Here is a 17,394-nt window from a genome sequence, read left to right as displayed (position 1 = left end):
AGGGGGCCCTTTTTCTACCCCCATTTTTGTGCTATACTGATAGAAATACCACACAGGAGGCACCGATGTCGACGATTTTTGATTACCTAAAAGAAGTGACCCACGATTCCATCTATGACCGTCCCTTCAAGGAACTGGATGTCCTCGCATTGACAGAGCTGACCTATCTGCCTTTTGGACATATTGTGCCTCAAGGAGATACAACAGGGATCCAAATGCGTCTGTCTGATGCGATGGAACTTATCGATCGGACCACCAATTTCATCGTAAGCAACCAGCACCTGCAATTAGTTGATGAGCTCGCTACTTCTATGCGCTTTAAGAACATCAAACTCCTCAACTATGTCGACGAGTACGATCCTGATGTGCAAAAACAGTTTGCGGCCATGACCTATCGTCTTACCATGGATGTCTATTTAGTCGTGTTTCGAGGGACGGATGACACCTTGATCGGCTGGAAGGAAGACTTCCACATGACCTATATGGACCATATCCCAGCCCAGAGACGCGCAGCCAGCTACCTGCAAAACGTCATGAAGGAATTTCCGAAAGGGCGCTTCTTAGTAGCCGGCCACTCCAAAGGAGGTAATCTCGCAACCTATGCCTGCACTTACCTGCCGGATTCTTTGTTTGAGCGGGTCGACACTATCTACAGCTTCGATGCTCCTGGCCTCAACCAGGCCATTATCGAGACCGAAGGCTACCAGCGCACGTCCCCAAACATTCGTCGCTTTGTCCCTCAAGGATCCATCGTTGGGATGATGTTGGAGGTTCCAGAACCAACGATTATTGTCAAAAGTCGCGCCTTTGGTGGCTTTGCCCAGCACGATGCTTTTACTTGGATGATTGAGAAGGATACATTTGTGACCCTGGATCAAACCAGTCCCGATAGCCAGCAAACCGACGAGACCCTGAAGCAGTGGGTTCGCGAAACATCTGCGGATGAGCGCAAGAAGTTCTTTAATACCTTTTTTGGCATTTTTCTGGACGCAGGTATCACTTCGATTAATGATTTGAGGAACTTGAAAAATTTCTCCAAGATCAAAGAGATCTTTCAAAATGCTCAAGACCTAGATCCTACAGAAAGGGAAATGCTAGAACGTCTAGCCAAGCAACTCCTCGATACCCGTGTCAAAGCCTGGAAAAAATGGCAGACGGTGCCTCGCATCCTGGTTCAAATGACTGCATTTTTCAAGCGAAAAAAAGCAGTCGAGACCGCCTCACCACTGCTCCTAGAGCACAAGGAATGAAACTCAACAACTGAAAAAAGGGACCTCCTCTTCTATTCACTAGAACTCAAAAAGCATCTGAAAGTTTTCAGATGCTTTTCTATTTTCTATTGGTCCTGAGAAGATGGAGCATCTGGCGTGCCTTCTTCTATGGAAGTTGGTCTTGCAGGCTCTGTTTCTGTCTCAGTTGTGGCAGGCTTGTTTCCTTCTGAAGCGGCTGCTTTTGTTTCCACTGGAGTCTCTGCAGTGACAGGCGTTTCAGTTGTGGTAGCTGGTTTGGTCACTTCGGTTGCAGATGGCATTGCTGCTAACTCTGCCTGAAAGGCTTGGATAGCATGTAGTAATGCTGCCTTGTCACTCTTTGGATTAGCCAATTGGTCAAAGAGAGCTTCTAAGCGATCAAATACAGCATCACTAGCCCCCTTGTCCTGCAATTGTTGGTGAAGCGCCATCAATTGGTTATAGAGCTGTTGATAAAGGGCGACATCCCCAATTTGAGGCTCTTCCGTTTGCTTTTGTTTTTGCTTTTCAATGGTGTCACTAATTTCGCGTAACAGAGCTTGTCCACTTGCAATCGCCTTGTCTGGATCCGTCTCATTTCCCAGCTGAGCCAAACTTGCTTCAAAGGCAGTTCGTTTGGCCTGGTCTTCGACTTGTGGCAAGAGCGACTGGATTTGCTCCGAGAGGGCTGTCAGGATGCTGGTTCGTTGACGGGCTTCTGTCGCCTTGTCCAACTCTCCATACAAGCCCTTGAGGAAATCGTAAACCGCTAAGTTATAAGATGGGGCTTGACTTCCTTTTTGATCCAAAACTGTTTTTTCAATAGGATAGGTTTGGCCTTTTTCTTGAGAGAAGAGCTGGTCAATTGCCTGCTTGGTTTGGTAGAGTTCCATAAAGTGAGCCTTAGCATCCCAGGCTTCTTCAAAGGCTTGGGCTCGATAGAGTTTCAAAGCTAGATCTGCCGCCTTGGTGCGCAGTTCTGGTGTCAAGCGCTCGTCGCTCAAGCTTTGGTAGAAGTACTTGAGATAGTCGACCGAGGTCACACCCGTCCGATCTTGCATCTCCTGAACAGCTTCTAATAGCTTCCCTTCCTGCTCTAAACGCTTGCTGTCCTTGGCAGCATAGGCTTCTTGCAGTTGTGAGACCAATCCTTCCTTCTTCAGTTGGAAGGCTTCTGTGTCTAGCAAGCGCACTTGTTCCAGCAATTCCTGGTATCGATGATCGAGGGCTGTCTCTTCTTTTGGCTTGATCGCTTGAGTCGCATGGATGTATTGCTGGTCAACCTGCTTAAGACTGGCTAGGTAGCCTTCTGTTGAGTTACTTGGGAAGCTCTTGACATTTTCCAAGAAGTGGCCCAAGATGAGCTCAATCCGTCGTTGTTGCAATGGATCAGAAGCGTAAAGAGTCCGGCTTTCTGCTAAAAGTTGGTTGACCCTATCTTCTACGACTTTCTTGTCCAAGTCTCCTTTTTTGTAAGGAGATTGGATGGTTGGAAGACGGTGGGCTAAGTAGTCTGTTAGTCCCGCTGATCGCACCTTGATGTAGTGGTTGTGATCGCCATGTGGGATGACAAACTGGCCATTTTCAATCTGGAGGCTATAAGGAGAAATCCCCGAGCGAAGCGCTGTTGCATAGAGTTCATTGATAAAGTCTAGTTCAGGATTGCCAGTTTCAAGCGGAATCCGAACATGTTCCTTCCGAACGGCATAAGGGTGGATGTGGGTCGGATCGTATTCTTGGTCTGGATTGTTAAAGACAAAGAAACCATTGGAAATCTTAATGGCCTCACGAGGGACGCCGTAGGTCTTGCTGATGTACTGGATCTTTTCCTCATCTGAGGCATCACGAGAATAGCTGGCGACATCATCTGTCAGTGGCTGCCCCTTATCCTCTTCTTTCTTACCTGCCAGAGTTGCCTCTGCTGCTGCAATCTCTTGAGGAGAAAGGTCCTTTTTATAGAAATAATGAGCGTGGTTGCCATGAGCGACCATGTAACCGTCCTCGTCCTTACTGATGACCATATCTGCATGGAAACCATGATCGTGCTCCTCTTCGTGCTCGTGATCATGACTGTCCCCATGTTCATGCTCGTGACTATCTCCATGTTCATGCTCGTGCTCATGGTCAATCGGTTTTGTACTTGGACTTGAAGGCCGGCTTGGACTTATTTCAGCAGGTGTGGTAGCACCTTGGGCCCGAAGCAGTTGGAATTGCCGCGCCAGCTCACGTTCTAAAGGAGATAGGGAGCTGTAAGGGATAAAGTGGAAATGATCCCCGTGAGGGTAGACAATTCCTTGATCAGTCCACTTGGTAATCTTACTTGGATCAAAGACAGAACCATCAGATTCCACATGCCGAGAAGACAGAGGGGTTTTCTGCAATTCTTCCATCAGATTGCTGAGAGTTGGACTCGGTTTGGATGTGGACGGTGTAGAAGTCGTTGGTGTCACATGGGAATTGGTTGGACTTGGTGACGGCTGGTTGCTCGCTTGCTTCCCAAGGCTTGGAGAGGCTTGATCTGGAGTTCCTTGCCCTTGTTCTGTGCTTGCTCCAGCTAGGCGTGAGATTCCAGCCTGGTGGCCACTTTGACCGCTTAGGACAGAGAGGGCTGCTGCTAACTCGCCAGCAGATAAGGCACTCTTTGGAATATAATGGTAATGTCCGCCATGGGGCACAATGAAGCCATCCCCTGTATCTGAAATAACATCTCCAGGGCTAAAAACATAACCATCGTCCGTACGATAGCCTCCTCCTGAATGCTTTTTAGCAGTCAGCGTTTCAAGGGTCTTCCCCTCTTTTATCGCTTGACTTGGCTGACGAAAATCTCGAGTTTTAACCCCTTTATGCGAGGAGCTAGCCTGTACCGATCCCGTTTCCCCTTCTTCTTTAGCGCCTCCTTTTTGCTGTTGAGCGATCTCTTCGATCGAGCGCACATTGACCGTATGCTGAGCATCCTTTAAGTAGAGATAGTATTTCCCAGCGCGTTTAATGATATAGCCATCCTTGACCTTGCTGACAATATCAGCTTCTTGGAGCTGATAGGTTGGATCTCGCAAAATCAACTCCTCACTAAAGATGGCATCAAATGGGACCTTACCACTATAGTAATGAAAATGATCCCCATGAGAAGTGACAAAGCCGTCATCCGTAATTTTTATGACAATCTGCTCCGCCTGAGTCTTTTCCTTGGCATTGACCGCTTCGATGCTGTCTTCCTTTTTGCTAGAGGCAGTCGATGACGCTTTCTTTTCTGCCTGTAGATACTGAATCTGATTCTTTTTCTCTTCCTTAGCTTGTGGTTGCTGACTGAGTACATAGGCACATAGCCCTATTCCCAAAGTTGCTACAATTCCAATCGTTCCCTTTTTCTTCATCCTTGATTTACTCCTCTAATTCCTTGGCTAAACTCGCCATATTTTCTTCCAAATTTGCTAATAGATCCTTATCGTTTTGCGGATCAGCTTCCAGTGGATCCAAGACCTTGACACGCGCCCCTGTTGCCTTGGCGATACTATCTGCCACCTTTGACGACGTGTGCTTCTCTACGAAGATCGTTTTCACCTGATAATCTTTAACAAACTGCTGGATCTCTGCCAATTGCCGGGCGGTTGGTTCTTGCTCTGGAGAAATCCCTGCAATCCCTAATTGCTTGAGACCAAAGCGTTTGGCCAGATAAGAAAAGGCCGTATGCTGGGTCACAAAAGTCTTTTGCTTGGCCTTGTCAAAGACAGGCTGGTAGCGGGCTACTAGTTCCTCACAGCGCTTTTCAAGCTTTTGGGCATTGGCCTGATAAAGCTTCCTATTCTTTGGATCGATCTCTCCCAAGCGCTGAGCGATGATCTTTCCTTCTTCTGCAATTTTCGCAGGGTCCAACCAGGTATGCGGGTCATACAGGTGCTTGGCTTCTTTTCCTTGCCCAGCCTCGACATCCTCTAAGCCAGCCACCTTATCAAGGTTCATTCCTTGACTCCCTTCGATCACCTGTAACTTGGAACCTTGTAGATTAGGATCTAAACGACCAGCCCATGATTCCAGGGTCTGAGAATGATAGACAAATACATCCGCATCATAGATCTGAGCCACTTCCTTGGTTGAGGGCTCGTAATCATGAATCCCTGCACCTGACTGAACCATCCAGATGTCATTTTGATCACCAGAAATTTCTTTGACCAGGGCATAGATGGGATAAAAACTCGTGACAATTTTAAGGCCTTTTCTAGAAGGGGGCTTTCTTGCATTTCCTTGGCTAGCACAAGCCGTAAGCAGAAAGAAACCGAGGAACAAGAGTCCCAAAACCTTCATTTTTCTCCTCATCATTCTTCACCTCTATATTATTTCGTTAACCAGTTTATTAATCGGTTAATTAACTAGTTAATAATACTCCTAATCATTTGCTTTGTCAAGTTTTTTTTTCACATTTTTTTCCTTTTAATGCTAGGGACTAACCTTTTACTAGCCTCCACGACCTTTCCTTGCAGAAAAAAAGAGGCTGGGACAAAAGTCCTAGCCTCTCAATTGTCTTTGGATTGTCGAGCAAGACGCAGTGGTAGAATGGGCTCTACTACGCTGATTTCATCAGCTTTTACAGCCCTACTCAACTGTGCAGAGGTGGGACGACGAAATCGAATTCTAACGAATGCCCGATTTCTGTCCCACTCTCTTTTTTGTACCATGTTCCAGACCTGCCACTCACTATCAATCGTCTATTATTGACGGTAGAAATATTGATCGGCTGGATAGTTGCCTGCTGATTGGGTGACGACAAGACGTGCCTTGCTGGTATCAGACTGATCTCCATCTGGATTTTGGAAACCAATTTTCAAGAGTCCGATCGCTGTACCGGTCTCACCCATCTTCATCTCAACATAAGGGATCTTGCTCTTCTTATCTGAGTCTGCTACAGCCTTAAGGCTTCCTTGACCCTTGACTTTTCCATCTGCTTGGATGACGATCTCAGCTCCCTTGCCATTGCGCCAAGTTCCGGCCAAGCTTGAGAAGTCACCACCGTTAATGGCTCCAATGTCCAAGTCTTTCTCTTTTTTCGGTTGTGGGTAAGCTTTCCACCACTCTTGATGGTAATCACGGAAAGCCGCCTGACCAAAGAAGATCCGACGTTCTTGTGACGCTACTCCATCGGGGCCTGTTACACCCGCAGGGATCAAGTACAAGGTTTGTTCTTGCCCTTGGATAGCCGTCGCATTGGCCCCTACGAAATAAACTTCATAATAGCCCTTTCGCTTCTTCGGTTCCTTGTCTTTGTTGAGAAGATAATTAGCCCGAGTTCCCCCACTCCAGAAAGTCCAGCCTGTCTCGCCATTTACAATACTCGGGAAGGCACTGGTCTTGTTTTGGTAATATTCATCTGGCGTAAAACCATAGAGCTTAAAGCCTGAAGCCGCGATTTCTTTTTCATAGGAGTCATTGGAATAGCTCCCTTCAAACGGCGTGAGATTGCCATCAAGGACAACATCATTGGGATCCGTCGATTTGAAAAAATCCTCCCGATTGGCAAAGACCATCTCGTGGTCAGGATTTTTGTCAGACATGGTCACCGTGATCAAGGGTTTCTTGTCCGTCTTGTATTTGAAGACACGAACCGTGACTGTGAAATCAGTGTTGCCATCTGATTTCTTCATCTTACCTGTCGAGATTTTATTGGCCCCTTCAACCTTCCAATCCGTGCTAAAGGTCGCAGAGACTTTCCCATCATCCGTCTGGTAGTCAATCTTCCAAGACTTGTCCTTCTTTTCGATTTTAGCCGTATCCCGCTCATTGGAAACATAGTCACCACTCAAATCGATCGCTTTTTCTTTTTGCTTGGTCGGTTTTTTAGTGGTTTGATTAAACTCCTTTTGATGATCTGGTTGGATGTTGGAGCTAGAGTAGAGATAAACTCCTCCAATCAGAACAGCTGCTCCGGCAAGCCCCAGAATCGGTATCAAGTATTTTTTCTTCCATTTAAGATTCATTTTTCTACCTCCATGGAATTCGATCTATACACTAGTATACCCTAAATCCAAAGTATAGTAAAATTCCCCTCCATGTAGTGTTTTTTTAGCTGGTAAGCTATCTTTCTCTTATGTTTGGAGAATTCATTGTTTTTCAAACAATATATTTTGTTTTACGTTATTTTTTTATTGTTTTTCGATATTTTTTCTTGACTATTTTAAAAAAACAGGTATACTATAAGTGAACAATAAATTACCCAAGGAGGTTTGCCATGAAAAACTCTAAAACCTTAAAGAACGTTATCGACGTTCTTACTGCCTTCATTTACTTCTGCGGGATTACAACAGTCCTTGCACTGCTTGTCCACCTGCTTTCCCGCATGGGCCTTTTCAAAGATCTCATTCAATCAGGTCGCTTGTCCTTTGATGTCAATGGCATTCAGCTCTTCCCAAAAACTCCGCAGCCTCTCTGGCAGCTGCTCTTCCCACTAGTCTCAAGTGCTATTTACATTTATCTTCTCCTCACCATTCGTAGCTTCCTCCAAAATCTCTACCAAGAAAAGATCTTTTCTCACTCCAACATTGATCTTTGTAACCGAGCTTGGAAGATCCTCTTGGTCTTGTCCTTTCTGTCTGGCTCAATCGAAACTAGTGGCAATGCTCATCTTCTTCCCTTCACCTTCCAATTGACCTTTAACACGGGACTTCTCCTCTCTGTCCCTATTGTCTGGGCGCTTGGCAAGATTTTAGAGAGAGGGATAGCGATCGCAGAAGAAAATGAGCTAACTATTTAAGGAGGGGGCTATGATTATCGTCAATCTAGATGTCATGCTGGCCAAGCGAAAGATGAAATCCAATGAGCTAGCTGACAAAATCGGCATCACCACAGCCAACCTTTCCATCCTCAAGACCGGCAAGGCCAAAGCCATCCGCTTCACCACCCTTGAAGCCATCTGCAAAGAACTCGACTGCCAGCCAGGAGATATCCTGGAATACCGGCCAGATGAATAGAAACTGGATTAAGAAAATATAAATAAAATATTATTTTAAGTAAAACTAACTAATTCTTTCTATGAAAAACGCATAGTAATAAGGTCTTTAAAGATCTACCACTATGCGTTTTTATGATGTTAAAGAAAGGGTTTCCAGTATCAAAAAGATACTCACAAAACCAAGCAAGCTATTAAATATGCTTGAATGAGCTTTTCTCAGTTTTACTGAGTCTTGTTCTTAAATAAATTATCAATCCACAACTTACCATACTGAATAGCACCTACTTCATTTGGATGGAAACCATCTGCTTCAAACCATTCTGTATCGTGGGGAGCTGATAGCTGATACCATGGTACTATTGTCAGGTTTTTATATTTTTTTGCTGAGTCTTCAAGTAATTTATTCACTTGATTCGTCCACCAGTAAGTCGAACTTGGAAGATTGATCGTTGTCCAATAAACTTTCTTCCCATCAAGAATTTTCATTATTTGCGATACTTGGGACTCGTTTAGAACACCTTGTCCTCCTTGATTTGTTCCAATCGATAGAATGACAGTTTTAACATCTGGATGTTGTTCAACAAGAGTCTGAATATGAGAGATAGTATCTTCAGGTGCAATCCCAAATGTAGCATCCATAACCATATTCGGAAATACTTCTGAAAGATTATTATAAGTCTTAGTAAAAATTGAGTCTCCAATAGCTAGGATAGGGGTTTGACTAGCTTGGTAGAGTTGATAAGTTGTCACATCATACTTTTTAGCTAATTCTTCATATGGAGCAAGATCTTCCTTACTAACTTTATTTTTTATTGGCTTCGTAATTTTAATTTTCTTGTTTTTTGCAGCTTCAATCACTTTCTGATTTGACTTAATATCTTGCACGATCTTGTCTTGAGCCTTATCTGTATTCGGTGAAAGGAATACGATAGTCATTGAAATAGCTACTAATGAAGCCATAGCATAGACTCGAACTTTATCTTTTGAAAAGCCATTTTTTGAGATGACATTTTTTATTTTACGAAATAGCTGACGATAATTTACACGACGTAAAGGTACTTCAACAAATCTAAAAGAAAGTTCAGATAATCCAATGATCAGTACTAATGAAAAGAAATAGTAAAATAACCCATGTCCTAATCGAGCTTCCATTAAAACTAACACTGGCATTTGCCACAAATAAATACCATATGAACGTTTTCCAAGATAATCAAATAATCTATTAGAAAATAATTTTTCAACACCGAAATTTGGAGAAACTACTAAGGCGACAAGTAATATCGAACAGAAACTAAAGAAGAACATACCTCCTCGATAGGTAATCCATGAACGATCGGGTAACAAAAACAGAAATACTAAAATAATTGAAAAGAGTCCAATAAAGAATTTAGATATAAAGCGTCTTCCTTTTTCATTGGGCCGTAGTTTTATAATTTTATCACTCGGCCAAATAAATGCAAGAGCTGCACCCAGTAAAATACTAAATAAGCGTGTATCTGTTCCATAATAAATTCTTGACGGATCCTGATTGGAATGGTACAAAACTGCCATCTCTAAGGCTGAAATAATTGCAAATATGGCTAGAGCTCTAAATATTTTCCATCTATCTTTTACTTTGCGAATTAAAAACAGACAGACAGCAGGCCAAACTAGATAGAACTGAGCTTCAATTGCCAAGCTATAAAAATGGCTAAATGGAGCTTCTGCCATTAATCTTGTAAAATAAGATGCTCCCTTATCAATCTGCCACCAGTTATTAAACATTAAAAGACTTGAAACAAATACCATTCGTAAGTGGTTTAAAAAATTGGGCTGAAACAAGAAAGTATAAAACCCCGTGACAAGTATAACGAATATCATAGCCGGATATAGCCTTTTTATACGTCTCCTATAAAAACCAATTACATCAATCTGTTTATTATCCTGATACTCTTGTAACAATAAATCTGTTATTAAATAACCTGAAACTACAAAAAATAGAACAACTCCTAGATAGCCACCTTTTACCTGTTGAGGAAACATGTGGTAAAGAATAACAAATATGACTCCTAAAGATCTGAGGCCATCAAATCCACGAATATATCGTCTTTTCAAAAATAATTTCCTTTCAAAAATATATTATTTTTCATTAAAAATTGATAAAATTCAAATAATATACCTACATATAGGATGAAGATTTTTTTACCCAATGATGCTTCCATTTGGTACAGATGGATCAACCGTTAAGACTGTTAATTGATCCCCGTGTTCAGCGGAAAGAATCATGCCTTGACTGACATATTTCTTCATCATCTTGCGTGGTTTGAGGTTAGCCACGATTTGGAGTTTCTTGCCGACCAATTCTTGTTCATTTGGATAGAATTTCGCGATACCAGAGAGGATTTGACGATCTTCACCATCTCCTGCATCTAGGCGGAAGCGAAGCAATTTGTCTGAGCCTTCGACGCGTTCCACTTCTTTGACTTCTGCTACACGGATTTCAACCTTGTCAAAGTCTTCAAACTTGATCTCGTCTTTTTCAGACTTGAGTTCCACTTCTTCTGGAATCCATTCTTTTTCTTGTGGTTTACCAGCAGTCATTTGAGATTGGATGTAGGCAATTTCTTCATCCATGTCCAGACGTGGGAAAATTGGAGTTCCTTTGGCAACTACTGTGACATTTTCAGGGAAGCCAGCTAAGGTCAAGTTTTCAAGATCGAAGTTCAAGCCCAAGCCAAGTTGTTCCATGATGGCGTTTGAGGTATTCATCATGAATGGTTGGATGAGGTGAGCTACGACACGAAGGCTTGCTGCCAAGTGAGCCATGACCGCTGCCAATTGTTTCTTATCACCATCTTCTTTGGCAAGGACCCAAGGAGCTGTCTCGTCGATATATTTATTGGTACGAGAGATGATATTCCATACTGCTTCTAAAGCGCGTGGGTAATCAACCGCGTTCATTTGCTTGTGGTATTCAGCGATGTTTTCTTCGACTACCTTGGCCAAATCTGCATCAAATGCTGTGACATTTTCGACATAAGCTGGGACTTGACCACCAAAGTATTTGTTAATCATGGCTACCGTCCGGTTGAGGAGGTTTCCAAGGTCATTGGCCAATTCATAGTTGATGCGGGCCACGTAGTCTTCTGGTGTAAAGGTACCATCTGAACCAACCGGCAAGCTGCGCATGAGGTAGTAACGAAGTGGATCCAAGCCGAAGCGTTCCACCAACATTTCTGGGTAGATGACATTTCCTTTAGACTTAGACATCTTACCGTCTTTCATGACAAACCAACCATGACCAATCAAACGTTCTGGCAATTTGATATCGAGCATCATGAGAAGGATTGGCCAGTAGATGGAGTGGAAACGAAGGATGTCTTTTCCGACCATGTGGAAGACGGTTCCGTTCCAGAATTTGTCAAAGTTTTCATGATCTTCTTGGCCATAACCAAGAGCTGTCACATAGTTAAGAAGGGCATCAAACCAAACGTAGACAACGTGTCTAGGATTAGATGGAACTGGGACTCCCCAGGTAAAGGTAGTCCGAGATACCGCCAAGTCTTCCAAACCGGGCTCGATGAAGTTTTTCAACATTTCATTAAGACGGCCATCTGGCGTGATGAAATCAGGTTGGGATTTGAAAAATTCAACCAAACGGTCTTGGTATTTGCTGAGGCGAAGGAAATAAGATTCTTCAGAAACCCATTCTACTTCGTGGCCTGATGGGGCTACCCCACCGACGACCTTACCATTCTCATCACGGTAGACCTCAGCCAATTGGCTTTCCGTAAAGAACTCTTCATCAGAGACTGAATACCAACCAGAGTATTCACCAAGGTAGATGTCATCTTGCGCCAGTAGGCGTTCAAAGACTTGGGCCACCACTTTTTCATGGTAATCGTCTGTCGTACGGATGAATTTATCGTATGAGATATCGAGTAATTGCCAGAGTTCTTTTACTCCAACTGCCATCCCATCTACATAAGCTTGCGGCGTGATCCCAGCTTCTTCTGCTTTTTGCTGGATCTTTTGCCCGTGCTCATCAAGACCAGTCAGGTAGAACACATCGTAGTTCATCATACGTTTGTAACGCGCCAAGACGTCACAGGCGATCGTTGTGTATGCTGAACCAATGTGCAATTTACCAGATGGGTAATAGATAGGGGTTGTGATGTAGAATGATTTTGTCATGTTTCTTTTCCTTTCAGGGCTAATGGAACCCAATTTAGTAACACTCTATTATAACATTTTTAGAAGGCCCTGAAAACCCAAAACCAGCTAGGAGCATGGAAAGACAAGCAAAAAAGCTGACCGAAGTCAGCTTTTTTACTAATGATAACAAATCCTGCTATCTTACTTACCAAGATAGTATTCTTTCACAACGTTCAATTTTTCGTCAAATTCGAATACCAATGGTGGGAAGTTAGGGATTTCTACACCCATGATTTCATCGTCTGACAAGCCTTTGATATGTTTTACAAGGGCACGGATTGAGTTACCATGTGCTCCTACGAATACATTTTTACCGTCTTTAAGAGCTGGAGCGATTTTATCTTCCCAGAATGGAAGGGCACGTTCCAAGGTAACTTTCAAGTTTTCAGCATCTGGAATGACTGAGTCATCAAGTGAAGCGTAACGACGGTCTGTGTGTGCTGAATGTTCGTCATCATGTGCCATAGCAGGAGGCAATACATCGTATGAACGACGCCAGATGTGAACTTGTTCATCACCAAATTGTTCAGCAGCTTCTGCTTTGTTTTTACCAGTCAAACCACCGTAGTGACGTTCGTTCAAGCGCCATGATTTTTCAACTGGAACCCAAAGTTGGTCAGATGCTTCAAGCGCAAGGTTTGTTGTTTTGATCGCACGTTTCAATACTGAAGTGTATGCTTGGTCAAATTCGATACCAGCTTCTTTGATCAATTTACCAGCGTCGATCGCTTGTTGTGTACCTTTTTCAGACAAATCAACATCAGCCCAACCAGTGAAAAGGTTAGCTTTGTTCCATTCAGACTCACCGTGGCGAGCAAAAACCAATTTTACCATTTGATGGATCTCCTTTTATTCTTCGAGGTTGTCCCCGTTTTTCTATTCTATTTTACTAGATTTCACATGAAAAAGCTAGTCCCGACGTTGGAAAAGTGCAATTTCTCACAAAAAAGAGCCTGACGGCTCTGGTTTAAAAACAAGGTACGTTTTTATTCTTTTGAGACTGGCTATTCTGTTGCTTGATGTTCTTTCGCACTTTCTTCTCCTGAAGGATGATAGCGTCTATAAACGATCCCACTGACATTCCACCACTCTCTGAGGATAAAAATCCAATAGAAAGCCTGACACAAGTAAAATCCCCAATACAACTGAAGAATGTCTATTTGAACCGTTAAAGAAAATAGGGTGTAGATCAGAATGATGCTACAGGCTACAAATATTAACAGTGATTGAAGGTGCGCTAGTAGCGGAAGTCCTATTTTAGTGAGAATAGATCGAAGTACAATTGCGACGGCCGGAAGTACCAAAAGAATCACTAGTGAAATGGTAAAATAAGAATTAAGAAGACCTTCGAACTCTTTGGCATTGTAGAGAGAATGTTCACCTAGGAAGATCGTAAACTGAGACGAATCATTTTCCCCTATTTTTGGATGTATATAAAACGGTGACATCAATAGGATCAAAACATAGGCCGTAAATAAGCCAAGCTGACTCATTAAATGATGATTAAATTTTATTTTATCTTTTAACATTCTTATATCCAATTTTCTACCTGACCATTTCTAATTTGAACAATCTCGCCAACCTGTTTACCTTTGATTGCTATAGAATAATAACCATCTGGTAATTCTGTTTTTTGCAAAAGTTGTTTCAATTGTTCTGGTAACTTAATATCTAAGCGATCTAATCGATCGATCTGTTTAGGAAGTTCAATTTGTATATAGATAGCTCCATTTTTTAATGCATCCTTTAAAGGAAAACCATACCAGCCAGCCAATTTAGTCCGCTTTTCTTCTATTGATTGTTTTTCGTAATCAGTATACCAAAAAATAGATTTAGCAGATAAATAACCATCCGAAAGGGATTCTTTCAGTTGGATCGTTGTCTCCTTTAACTCACTTGCTTGATGTATTTTATCCTGCAGTTCTTTTTCTAATGGTTTTCTCTCAGGGTTTACTTCTAAAGCCTTTTCAATAATTGGCAAATATGGTCTAGAATCCTCGTCGTAAAAGGATGTTAAACCACTGATGATCCCTTTATTATTTGGATTATCTAGTTGATCAAAATAAGGCATAACCATTTTTTTAAATCGAACTTCTTTTTTCAAAGGAATTGAAATTTTTTCACCGTTTATTTTTTCAGTATACAAATAATTCACATCCGGTAAAGCATCGGACCGAGTCCATGAAAAACCTGTAATCTGTATATTCCCATGGTAATTTCGACTACTGTAATATCCTTTAAGACTAGATTCTAAATTTCTATAAAAGTAAATCCCTACGATGACTGTAAAAACTAGAAACACTAGGCAAAATTTAACCTTATTACTATTTATCTTCATCTTTTTTAACCTTTTTCTCATCTACAACTTTTTGTCTCTACTTGCTTTATTGATCAGAATAATTAGATGCATCAGTAAATAAATTTTTCATGATTGATTCACCATCAGAAAATGTTATATTTTTTTTCAAAATAATTAGAAAGCCATATTTCTTTAACATTGAAAGTAGTTGGCTATCTTTTACCTTTTTTTCTCTAGAAGTAGGGCTTGTACTACTATCACTAGTTTCATCATTATTCTCTTCCTCTTTTTTATAACGGATCCATGGCAAGTCAATATCCATTTTTTCTATTTCTTCATAGTAAGTGGACGTTTTATAATCCAACGAAGAGTCCACTTGACGATTTCCACTAAAACTAAATTTGATTGCTTCTTTTGGACGCTTTTGACTTACCTTTTGTGTTCGAAGGTTGATGAACAGGACATCATCATCTGTTACACGAACACCAACATAGTCGTCTTTTCCATCAGAGTACATAATAGAGTTCATCGACCCGTTAATGGTTTTGTAGCCCTTCTCTTGGGCAATTTTTAAGACATCAATCAGATGTCCCTCTCCATCCTCTTTTCCAAGTTGATAATAACGGATCTTAAAGTATTCTTCTGAATCTTTCCTATTTTGACTAATCTTCCTTAGTTTAGAATCTTGGAAAGCGAGATACCGATGCCCTACCGCATAGTCAGAACTATTCCAATCTTCCTTTTTCTTAAACGAGAGTGCCACAATTGGGAGTTCATCATCCTCCCCTTCAATTGTAGCGTAATCCGTCAGTCTTTGACCTCTTCCAACATACTTATAGTTTCTCTCATGGACAAGATAGGCTACTTCTTTTGAGTAAAAGAAGGACCAGGCACCACCAACCAGCATAACAGTCACGACAACTAGGGAAAGAATATGCCACATTTCCCAAGAAAAGTTTTCCAGCTTTTTCATCTTTTTCTTCCTCTCATTGGTTATTCTAATTATTATATCATGATTGAAACTATTTTTCTCATGGTATAAAATATAGGTGGTTTTCCGTTGCGCAAAAAAGAGCCTAACGGCTCTGGTTTCTCTTACTTTAATTTTTCTGACAGTCGGGGCAAATACCATAGACCGTCATCTGGGTCTTGGTGATCCGATAGCCACTCTGACTAGCGGCTTCTTCACGAAGATCAGGCACATCGATTTCAACATCGGCAATGCGGCCACATTTTTCACAGACAACATTCAAATGTTCATGGCCCATGAAATCGAAATAGGTCGTGGTATCGTTGCGAACCTTGATCTCAGAAACAACCCCCTCGTCTATCAAAACTTTGATGTTGTTATATACGGTAGCCAAACTCATACCCGGAAATTGAGGCAACAAATCGCGATAAATCTTCTCAGCACTTGGATGTTCATGACTCGCCACTAGATAGGCTAGAACGGCTCTACGTGTATCCGTTATCCGAATACCCTTGGTACGCAGACTCTGCAAGACTTCTTCTACACATTCTTCTTCCTTACGATGCAATGCGTTCACTATGTTTCCCCCTTCCCAAAGTTTATTTGGATCAACCGATCACCTTATTATAACATGTTTCAAGCTAAATTCTCTAATTAGAATGATTTTTTTAAGGTCTATCTCTAAATCTTCGTGGTTCGAAATTGTTGGCAGTGAGCAAATAGCTAAACATATCAATTCCATCTCACTCTCAGCCAATCCAGCTGGTCATCCAACGCACGCTACCGAGAATGATCTTGACCACAAGGATCATAAAACAAAACTCCAGCACCCACCACAGGCCTTTTAGGAGATACAAAATAGGGCGAAGAAATAAGATGGCTACTAATCCTACAATCAAGCGCATAGCGGATCCTCTCTTTCGTATTTCTTATTATACGCTGAGAACCAAAGTCTGTCCAACAAAAAAGCATCCTAGAAAACTAGGATGACTTTTCAAAATTGCAATTATTTAACTGCTTCTTTAAGAGCTTTACCAGCTTTGAATGCTGGAACTTTAGAAGCTGCGATTTTGATTTCTTTACCAGTTTGTGGGTTGCGACCTTTACGAGCTGCACGTTCACGAACTTCAAAGTTACCAAAACCGATCAATTGAACTTTTTCACCTTTTGCAAGGTAAGATGAAACTGCTGCAAATACAGCGTCAACTGCTGCTGCTGAGTCTTTCTTAGTCAATTCTGTAGCTTCTGCCACTTTTGCGATCAAATCTTGTTTGTTAGCCATTTAACAAATCCTCCAATTTTTTTTAGGCTTTACGCCTTAACAGTACTATAATATCTAAAAAATACCTTTAGGTCAAGTACAAAACCCATTTTTTCAAACTTTTATTAGACCTTATTCATATCGGACCAAAACGGCAAAGGCATTTTCACCTGTATGGGTTTGAATAATGGATCCAGTTTCTAGTACGGAAATGGATTTTTCCACTAAAGATTGGAGCTGAGCCTTCATTTCATTGGCCCAATCTGGTGTCCCTGCATACGAGATCCCAATTTCTGCTACCTTCTTGTGGGACAGTTTTTCTGTCAACTCATCCAACCATTTTTTAAAGGTTTTATTGCCACGTCCTTTAACAATTGGCTCAAGCTTGTCATCCTTCATCTCCATCACCACACGGATATTGAGAAGAGAGCTCAGGAGTCCTGAAACACGGCCAATCCGGCCACCTTTGACCAGATTTTCCAGAGTGGAAACCCCGATGAA

Annotated in this window: 15 protein-coding genes; 3 read left to right on the top strand and 12 right to left on the bottom strand. The window is 41.9% G+C overall.

The window, feature by feature from the left end; genetic code table 11:
• The first annotated feature begins 65 nt into the window (after positions 1-65).
• Entirely contained in the window at positions 66-1,250 is a 1,185-nt protein-coding gene (locus tag HA044_RS08985) for a DUF2974 domain-containing protein (protein WP_187540857.1), read from the top strand.
• A gap of 86 nt (positions 1,251-1,336) precedes the next feature.
• On the opposite strand, the gene HA044_RS08980 is transcribed toward HA044_RS08985, so the two are convergent.
• The 3 genes from HA044_RS08980 to HA044_RS08970 all read right to left on the bottom strand — a co-directional run bounded on the left by HA044_RS08980 (position 1,337) and on the right by HA044_RS08970 (position 7,198).
• A complete protein-coding gene (locus tag HA044_RS08980; protein ID WP_187540856.1) occupies positions 1,337-4,603 on the bottom strand; it encodes a pneumococcal-type histidine triad protein in 3,267 nt (1,088 codons plus the stop codon).
• 7 nt (positions 4,604-4,610) lie between these two features.
• Positions 4,611-5,543 carry a metal ABC transporter solute-binding protein, Zn/Mn family gene (locus HA044_RS08975; RefSeq protein ID WP_187540913.1) on the bottom strand — a complete coding sequence of 311 codons (933 nt, stop codon included), beginning with the start codon at positions 5,541-5,543 and terminating at the stop codon, positions 4,611-4,613.
• 392 nt (positions 5,544-5,935) lie between these two features.
• Positions 5,936-7,198, bottom strand: coding sequence for a DUF6287 domain-containing protein (locus HA044_RS08970; RefSeq protein ID WP_187540855.1), 1,263 nt, complete (start codon positions 7,196-7,198; stop codon positions 5,936-5,938).
• 251 nt (positions 7,199-7,449) lie between these two features.
• Between HA044_RS08970 and HA044_RS08965 the strand changes: the two genes are divergently transcribed.
• A complete protein-coding gene (locus HA044_RS08965) occupies positions 7,450-7,971 on the top strand; it encodes a DUF2975 domain-containing protein (protein WP_187540854.1) in 522 nt (173 codons plus the stop codon).
• A gap of 10 nt (positions 7,972-7,981) precedes the next feature.
• Positions 7,982-8,188, top strand: coding sequence for a helix-turn-helix transcriptional regulator (locus tag HA044_RS08960; protein ID WP_003006064.1), 207 nt, complete (start codon positions 7,982-7,984; stop codon positions 8,186-8,188).
• Positions 8,189-8,391: 203 nt separating this feature from the next.
• Here the strand turns inward: HA044_RS08960 and HA044_RS08955 are convergent, their stop codons facing one another.
• The 9 genes from HA044_RS08955 to HA044_RS10050 form a co-directional block, all read right to left on the bottom strand.
• Positions 8,392-10,263 carry an acyltransferase family protein gene (locus tag HA044_RS08955; RefSeq protein WP_187540853.1) on the bottom strand — a complete coding sequence of 624 codons (1,872 nt, stop codon included), beginning with the start codon at positions 10,261-10,263 and terminating at the stop codon, positions 8,392-8,394.
• An 87-nt stretch (positions 10,264-10,350) separates the two neighbouring features.
• Positions 10,351-12,342, bottom strand: coding sequence for a methionine--tRNA ligase (metG, locus tag HA044_RS08950; RefSeq protein ID WP_187540852.1), 1,992 nt, complete (start codon positions 12,340-12,342; stop codon positions 10,351-10,353).
• 162 nt (positions 12,343-12,504) lie between these two features.
• The gene (locus HA044_RS08945; RefSeq protein WP_187540851.1) at positions 12,505-13,197 is read right to left on the bottom strand and encodes a phosphoglycerate mutase; all 693 of its coding nucleotides are present in this window, start codon (positions 13,195-13,197) and stop codon (positions 12,505-12,507) included.
• Between the two features lie 170 nt (positions 13,198-13,367).
• The gene (locus tag HA044_RS08940; protein WP_187540850.1) at positions 13,368-13,892 is read right to left on the bottom strand and encodes a hypothetical protein; all 525 of its coding nucleotides are present in this window, start codon (positions 13,890-13,892) and stop codon (positions 13,368-13,370) included.
• A 2-nt stretch (positions 13,893-13,894) separates the two neighbouring features.
• Positions 13,895-14,722, bottom strand: coding sequence for a hypothetical protein (locus HA044_RS08935; RefSeq protein ID WP_187540849.1), 828 nt, complete (start codon positions 14,720-14,722; stop codon positions 13,895-13,897).
• A 25-nt stretch (positions 14,723-14,747) separates the two neighbouring features.
• Complete coding sequence (locus tag HA044_RS08930; protein ID WP_187540848.1) at positions 14,748-15,794, bottom strand: hypothetical protein; 1,047 nt, start codon at positions 15,792-15,794, stop codon at positions 14,748-14,750.
• Positions 15,763-16,209, bottom strand: coding sequence for a Fur family transcriptional regulator (locus HA044_RS08925; RefSeq protein ID WP_187540847.1), 447 nt, complete (start codon positions 16,207-16,209; stop codon positions 15,763-15,765). Before HA044_RS08925 ends, HA044_RS08930 begins: the two co-directional genes overlap by 32 nt.
• A gap of 429 nt (positions 16,210-16,638) precedes the next feature.
• Positions 16,639-16,914, bottom strand: a complete 276-nt coding sequence (locus HA044_RS08920; protein ID WP_187540846.1) for an HU family DNA-binding protein — start codon at positions 16,912-16,914, stop codon at positions 16,639-16,641.
• 111 nt (positions 16,915-17,025) lie between these two features.
• Positions 17,026-17,394: DegV family protein (locus HA044_RS10050; RefSeq protein ID WP_262407561.1), on the bottom strand; the 369-nt coding region annotated here is incomplete at its 5' end.

Origin of the sequence: Streptococcus sp. IMAU 99161 (assembly GCF_014435245.1) — a bacterium.
Lineage (GTDB): Bacteria > Bacillota > Bacilli > Lactobacillales > Streptococcaceae > Streptococcus > Streptococcus lactarius.
This window is presented reverse-complemented; position numbering and strand designations above follow the sequence as displayed.